At 43.3% G+C, this 6869-nt stretch carries 6 protein-coding genes and 2 pseudogenes; 4 read left to right on the forward strand and 4 right to left on the reverse strand.

Annotated elements, in window-relative coordinates; all coding sequences use genetic code 11:
* Nucleotides 1-248: 248 nt before the first annotated feature.
* The 3 genes and pseudogenes from L1D11_RS22105 to L1D11_RS22115 form a co-directional block, all read left to right on the forward strand.
* Nucleotides 249-1205, forward strand: a pseudogene (locus L1D11_RS22105) (helix-turn-helix domain-containing protein); the annotation flags it as partial.
* Between the two features lie 296 nt (nt 1206-1501).
* Nucleotides 1502-1717: pseudogene (locus L1D11_RS22110) on the forward strand (catalase-related domain-containing protein); the annotation flags it as partial.
* Nucleotides 1718-1921: 204 nt separating this feature from the next.
* Nucleotides 1922-2794 (forward strand): patatin family protein, encoded by an 873-nt coding sequence (locus L1D11_RS22115; RefSeq protein WP_239834644.1) that lies wholly within the window; start codon nt 1922-1924, stop codon nt 2792-2794.
* 109 nt (nt 2795-2903) lie between these two features.
* Here the strand turns inward: L1D11_RS22115 and L1D11_RS22120 are convergent, their stop codons facing one another.
* The 3 genes from L1D11_RS22120 to L1D11_RS22130 form a co-directional block, all read right to left on the reverse strand.
* Complete coding sequence (locus tag L1D11_RS22120) at nt 2904-3899, reverse strand: 2-hydroxyacid dehydrogenase (RefSeq protein WP_239834645.1); 996 nt, start codon at nt 3897-3899, stop codon at nt 2904-2906.
* Between the two features lie 222 nt (nt 3900-4121).
* Nucleotides 4122-4454: a DUF1971 domain-containing protein gene (locus L1D11_RS22125; RefSeq protein ID WP_048660978.1), complete on the reverse strand. Its 333-nt coding sequence runs from the start codon at nt 4452-4454 to the stop codon at nt 4122-4124.
* Nucleotides 4455-4522: 68 nt separating this feature from the next.
* Entirely contained in the window at nt 4523-5323 is an 801-nt protein-coding gene (locus tag L1D11_RS22130) for a ferredoxin--NADP reductase (RefSeq protein WP_239834646.1), read from the reverse strand.
* Nucleotides 5324-5655: 332 nt separating this feature from the next.
* Between L1D11_RS22130 and L1D11_RS22135 the strand changes: the two genes are divergently transcribed.
* Nucleotides 5656-6600: an acyltransferase gene (locus L1D11_RS22135; protein WP_239834647.1), complete on the forward strand. Its 945-nt coding sequence runs from the start codon at nt 5656-5658 to the stop codon at nt 6598-6600.
* 32 nt (nt 6601-6632) lie between these two features.
* Here L1D11_RS22135 and L1D11_RS22140 read toward each other — a convergent pair.
* Nucleotides 6633-6869 (reverse strand): transposase (locus L1D11_RS22140; protein ID WP_239832794.1); only part of this gene is annotated, 237 nt, incomplete at its 5' end.

Raw genomic sequence — 6869 nt, forward strand, 5'->3', positions numbered from 1 at the left:
GACGGTGCAAGCTTGGTTAGACTTTGGGTCGGTCACTTTAAATCGTCGGTCTCGACGACAGTAAACGTCAACAGTTTGAGTGGATTCATCGACCTTAATCGACTGGATTGCCTGCCCCTGAATATGTAAAAGCTGAGAAAGTAACTGGGTCAAAATAGGATTCATCCATACTGACTAAAAAAGGGTTATTAGTCAGTATGGTAGAAGTCATAAGTATTGCGTTATGACTCAACAAAGCGGAGAAGAGCCAGGCTTATATCGAAAAAAAGGGGCTTTTTAAGACGCTTTATGTCGATAGAGCGGGTATCTTTGGTGGACCAAAACGCTGCCACTTCTCTCAGATGCAACGAGCCTGCGAAGAGCTTGGTATAGAAATTATTTTTGCCAACTCCCCCCAAGGAAAAGGTCGTATCGAACGCGCCTTCGATACGTTCCAAGATCGTCTCGTCCCTGAGTTAAGACTGGCGGGGGTCTCCGATATGAATAGCGCAAATGACTACCTGCAAAACACTTTCATCCCTGACTATTGGGCGACAACCCTCACGGTCAACGCTAAGCAGGTGCGCTCGGAACATAGGCCCGTTCCGAAACACCTAAACCTCGATGCGATATGTATCCAAAAAGAATATCGAAAAATCCGTCGGGACCATACCTTCAGTTATGGTAACGCAATGTACCAAATTAGCTCTCCGCTAAGGCACTCTATCGTGAGTCAACAAGTTGAGCTACGTAAGCAACTTGATGGTAACTTCACCGCTTACTTTGCTGACCGAGAGCTGTCCATTAAAGAGCTTGTTGAGCCTAGCTCTAGGAAAGAATACGGGGAAGAAGTTCAGAAAAAGCTCGATGCGATTGAACTTGCCAAGGAGTTAGGCAATGTGAGAGAAGCTGCTCGGCAGAGCGGTTGCTCTGTCAAAAGCATTCACAACAACCGTCAACTTCTCGAAGCACACGGTCCATTAGCTTTGAAACGTATGTATGGCCAACCAAGGCACAGTAACCGCATCGATGAGAAGACTCGAAATGTCGTCATCTCATTAACGCTCAAATTACCTCATCTAACATCGATCAGGATCAGTGGTGAGATGAGAAAGCGATTTAACATCTCGATTAGTCACTCAACAGTGAGGAACATCTGGCTTGAAGAAAAGCTGAATACAAGAGAGTTACGGGAAGCTCGTGCCGAGGCATCAATTATCGAATAAGAGCAGAACTGTCAAAGTTGACTACTATTAATAAGACTATGACAGAGTCCTTCGGTAATTAGACCGTCAACCTCCCTCGGTAATCACATCACTACTCATTTTTGTTGTGATCGGTGTAAGCTCACGTCAGCACAAAGTGTAACCTGTGAAGTGCTATTGCACTAACACAACAAAAGACAGACTAGGACAAAAATCATCAAAAAGTTTCGAACTTTATTGTTACTTCTTTGCTATTGCGCCACGTAGCAACTAACCCTGCGTAACAGAAAAGTTTCAATCTTTGTTGTCCTCCCACAGAAGATGAAGATTACTTCTCACAACCGGGTGATCTATTCCGCTTAATGACAGCAGAGCAACAAGCAATCCTGTTCGATAACACAGCGCGTAACTTAGGCGGAGTGCCTAAAGAGATTCAACTGCGTCACTTAAGACACTGTTACAAGGCCGACCGTGCATACGGTGAAGGCATTGGTAAGCTGCTTGAAATCGATGTGAGCGAATTTAATTCGTAATCAATAAGCTTTCGTTAAATGAAAGGCCATTTGGTTAATCACTCAATGGCCTTTTTAGATCATTGGTCTAAGTAAATTATTGAATCTTAGACAATTACCTAACGATAGTTTTTTCCTATCGAAGTAATAAATCATGCCCATTATCTTTATGATTTAGGTGGGATTATCCTATGGCTATCAGTTTATAAAGCAGTAGAGTTTGAGATGAGTAAAAGTGCATTGATCGTTGAAGGTGGGGCAATGAGAGGCATCTTCGCTGCCGGAGTGTTGGACGCCTTTATGCAAGATGATTTCCGTCCTTATGATTTTGCGATTGGTGTATCTGCGGGTGTATCTAATCTGGTTGGTTACTTATCTAAGGCGCCAAAACGTAGCTACAGTGTGATTACCACGATGGCGACCGATAAAACTTTCTTTAACCCAACTCGCTTCGCTAAAGGTGGCAACTTGGTTGATGTGAAGTGGTTATGGAATGAATCAAACCAACGTTACCCTCTGGATTGTGGCGAGCTATTTTCAAGCGTTTCACTGATTGCCGCGGTGACTAATGTCGACACAGGCAATGCAGATTACTATCAAATCAAGCCAGAAAATCTCTCGAACGTGGTTGAGGCAACAACGGCTTTACCTATCGCTTATCGTGAAACACCGTGTTTCTCTGGTGCTTGTTACACCGATGGTGGGGTCGCGGATTCAATCCCAGTTCGTGAAGCTTATCGCCGTGGTGCGCGCGAGATTACCGTGATTCTTTCCCATCCACTGAGCTATCGAATGAAACCGCAGAAGTATCAATGGATGCTGAAAAAGCTGTTAAAGAAATTCCCCAACATTGCAGAGTCGATGGCGGTGCGTGCTGAAAACTACAACCAATCTTTGGAGTTCATTCGTAATCCGCCAAAAGATGCGACCATTAAGGTGATAGCGCCACCTGAGGCGTTCGCGGTTAAGCGACTCACCATGGATAAAGCGGTATTGGATGCAGGTTATGAGATGGGCCTGAAAGCAGGGGAAGAGCATCTGGCGATTCGTAAAGGGACCTATGGCTTAGATATTGAGGACTGCCACTTCTGCATCTAGCTTTGATCCTGCTTTAAACCAAAAAAGCCACGCTGTTCTCAAAAATCAGCGTGGCTTTATATTTTAGAATGAGTTTCGCTATTTAAGCGGTTTGTTATTCACTCGTCAGTTATTCGACGAGTTCGTTGCCGCTGGTGTTGCCTGCAAAGAAAGCGTCAACGCTGGTTAGGGTTGTGTTCGCAATATTGAATAGAGCATCTTTGGTTAAGAAAGCTTGGTGACCTGTGAACAGCACGTTGTGACAAGCAGATAGACGGCGGAACACGTCATCAACAATCACGTCATTCGATTTGTCTTGGAAGAACAGTTCTTTCTCATTGTCATACACATCAAGGCCAAGCGCGCCAATCTTACTCTGTTTAAGCGCTTCGATTGCCGCTGTGGAATCCAGTAGTTCACCGCGGCTGGTGTTGACGATCATCACGCCATCTTTCATTTGCTCGAACGCAGTCGCGTCTAATAGGTGGTAGTTCTCTTTACTCATCGGGCAGTGCAGAGAAATCACATCAGACTCTTTGTAAAGCTCGTCTAGCTCTACATATTTAGCGCCTAGCTCAACGGCTAGTGGGTTTGGGTATGGGTCGTAACATAGGATGTTCATGCCCAAGCCTTTCAGAATACGCATGGTCGCTAGGCCAATTTTACCGGAACCAATTACACCCACAGTTTTGCCGTAAAAGTTAAAGCCAACCAAGCCTTCTAGAGAGAAGTTTGCATCACGAGTGCGTTGGTATGCCTTGTGAAGTTTACGGTTCAAACACATCATCATACCGACAGTGTGCTCTGCTACCGACTCTGGTGAATAAGCAGGAACGCGAACCACTTGCAGGCCAAGCTCTTTGGCTGCGTCTAGGTCGACTTTATCAAAGCCAGCACAGCGCATTGCAATCAGCTTTGTGCCGCCTTGTGCAAGAATCTCTAGTACTTCGCGCGATAGGTCGTCGTTTACAAATGCACAAACCACTTCGTTGTCGTGCGCCATTTTTGCTGTGGTTGTGGTGAGGCGAAAATCATGGAAATGAAACTCAGCGTTGAGTTCGCCTTTCGCAAGGTTGAATGACTTTTCGTCATATGATTTTGAGCTAAAAAAAGCAATGTTGAGCATGGCTTCCTCTCTTACCTAAAAAATGAATACCCCAATTATGTTTATTTGATAGGGGGTAAAAACTAACAACTTTGTGCAGTTTGCTAGAGTTTTTTTCTCTTGTCTATCACCATTAGTCATTGTAATTACAATGGTTATTGGGCCTTTTGCCTTTACTTATTGAACACTGAAAATCACATTACAAACTAGCTTGCTTATAAGTTCATCAATATCGAATAGATATTACTTTCGAGTATTGAACATTTTCTTGGTCTCTTTTTCTGACCAGAAGTTAATGTTGAATTGTGCGTCGTCACTCAGCTCTACTCGGTGCCAATATTGAGGTGGACTTGTGGCAAATTGCCCTGCTTCAATCGTGATAACATTTTCGGGTTCTGTTGCTTCTGCGTCGGCGAAGCCGTAGAAAGTGACTGTACCTTCCATTACGCAGATCTGACCAAACACGCCTTCAGCCGTATTGTGATGATTGAGCAATGCTGCTGGGATGTTGTCTTTAGTGAAAAACGGTGTCGAACGTTGAATTTTCCAGTGCGAAGGAATACGTAAATGACTCATATAAAACCTCTTGTTTAACTTTAACTGTTCTTTGAAATAAGTACTTTGGTGTTTTAGGTGGCCTATCTTTACCAGTAATTTTCGCTGCTGAATTGACCAGGCTTTCTGCGTAGGTGCTTTTCGAAACCTAAACTCGTTAGCGCGTCACTTGTGTCACGAACCATTTGCGGATTGCCGCAAAGGTAGAAGAAACTGCGGGTTTGATTGAAAGTGACAGACGCAGCTTGCTCGAGGTTTCCTCCAAGTAACAAACTTGGGATTCGTCCGCGCAAAATTCCGGTAACTGATTCTCTAGAAATAATTGGCACATATTTAAGTCTCCCTTGAAAGTGATTAACGAGTTGAGTGATACGATCTCGATAAGTTAGGTCTTGCTCGGTTCTTACTGCATGCACCAGAACCAGGTTTTTGAATGAAGAGACTTTGTCTGAAGCCAACTCACTCTGTTGTATCTGCATGCTCTCAAGCATTGAGATAAAAGGGCCTACCGCGGTTCCGGTTGAAAGCATCCATAGATCGTCGGCGATCTCTGGGATCTCATCTAATGTCATAAAACCACTTGGGTCTTTACCGACAAAGATGTCATCGCCAGCTTGCAATTCGTGAAGTTGAGGCGAGAGCTGACCGTTCTGATCCTTAATAATCAAAAACTCTAGATGTTGATGGCCTTGCTCATGCTCTGGTGCATTCACCATGGAATAAGCGCGTCTCACAAACTCACCTTCGTTATTGAGCAAGCCAAGCTTAGTAAACTGACCTGCCTGATAAGAAGAGACAGGTGCACTGACTTGGAGTGAGAACAATTGATCTGTCCATTCTGTCTTGTTTAGGACTTTGCCTGTGACTAAACCATGAGGAATATCTGTCATATCATTCACCTTTAAGAAGAGAAGTTATCTCATTAAGGATACTCAACTATTTACACTTTAGAGTTGCATTTACCATGCCAATAATGAGAATGCTTATCAATACTGAGATTAAGAATGAATATTGGATTGAATGTTGTCAAAAAGACAACGTTAAAATTGAGTCTAAATAACCTGATAGTGTGTTTTGGTTTCTTTTTAATAGGCTTTAGCGAGTTGGATATCGTTGAAATAGGTTGAGTGGTTTGACCCCTAGGATGTTCAACCAATTACTGAAGAGAATAATTTATAGATGCGTATAATGGCGGCTTTCGTTCTCAATATAACTGTGTTTTATGCTTGATAATATTCGTATGGCCTTGAACGTATTGTTCGTGACCATTAATACTGCATTCACCGCAATGGCTGTGAGCCTATTTGCCCTAATCAAACTTATTTTGCCAATTTCTGTCGTTCAAAAATCATGCACTCGCTTAGCTAACTTCACATTTTGGTGTTGGGCTTCTCTCAATTTATGGATGTTGAACGCCAACAACGACATCGAATGGCAAGTGGAAGGGGGGGAGGATATTTCGACCAAGCAGTGGTATTTGATGATGTCTAACCACCTTAGCTGGGCAGATATTGTGATTTTGTCTTCAATCCTAAAAGACAAAATACCGATGACAAAGTACTTCTTGAAACACGAATTGCTTTACGTTCCATTTGTTGGTTTAGCATGTTGGGGCTTGGATATGCCATTCATGAGACGCCACTCTCGTGAGTTTTTATTACGTAACCCAGAACGTCGTAATGATGACTTCAATGCAATCAATAAAGCGTGTACTAAGTTCAAATTAGCACCGACAACATTAGTTAACTTTGTTGAAGGGACTCGTGCAAACCACGAGAAACTTGCGTCAGCGAAAACTCCTTACCGTCACCTACTGAAGCCGAAAACCGGGGGAGTGGCATTTGCTTTATCTGCAATGGGCTCAATTTTGGATGGCATCGTGGATGTGACTTTAGCTTACCCTGAAAACCAAACTTCTCCATTTGAAGATATGCTGAAAGGAAAAATGACTAAGGTCGTAGTGCGTATTAAATTGCACCCAATGGATGAGAACGTGAATGGTAACTACTTTGAAGATAAGGCGTTTAAACGCCGCTTCCATAGCTGGTTGAACAACACTTGGAAAGAGAAAGACGCCTATCTCGATACGGTTTATGGTGTTGATAAGCCCTCTGAGGTTGAGACAGTTGATGAAGCTGATAAGCTTTATAAGAAACAAGAGCAGTAAGCTCAAACTGAATAAATAGTATTAAAAAAGGTTCATCGCGGCTTTCCGGGGAAAGCCGCTTTTATCTTCAAGAAGAAGTAGTCTGTATCTCGATACCCATATCCCATTCGCTTGATTAGTTTTATCTTGTTGTTTATCCCTTCCAATGTGCAGGTGTTAAGCGGATAACTTGCCGATGCGATAATGCCGTGAAGATAAGGACTCAGTTTTCGTGCGAACTCTTGCAATGGCTTAATTCCACTCTCCTGTACTTGTGCCCACCACACCTC

This window comes from Vibrio sp. Isolate32, assembly GCF_022397955.1.
GTDB lineage: Bacteria > Pseudomonadota > Gammaproteobacteria > Enterobacterales > Vibrionaceae > Vibrio.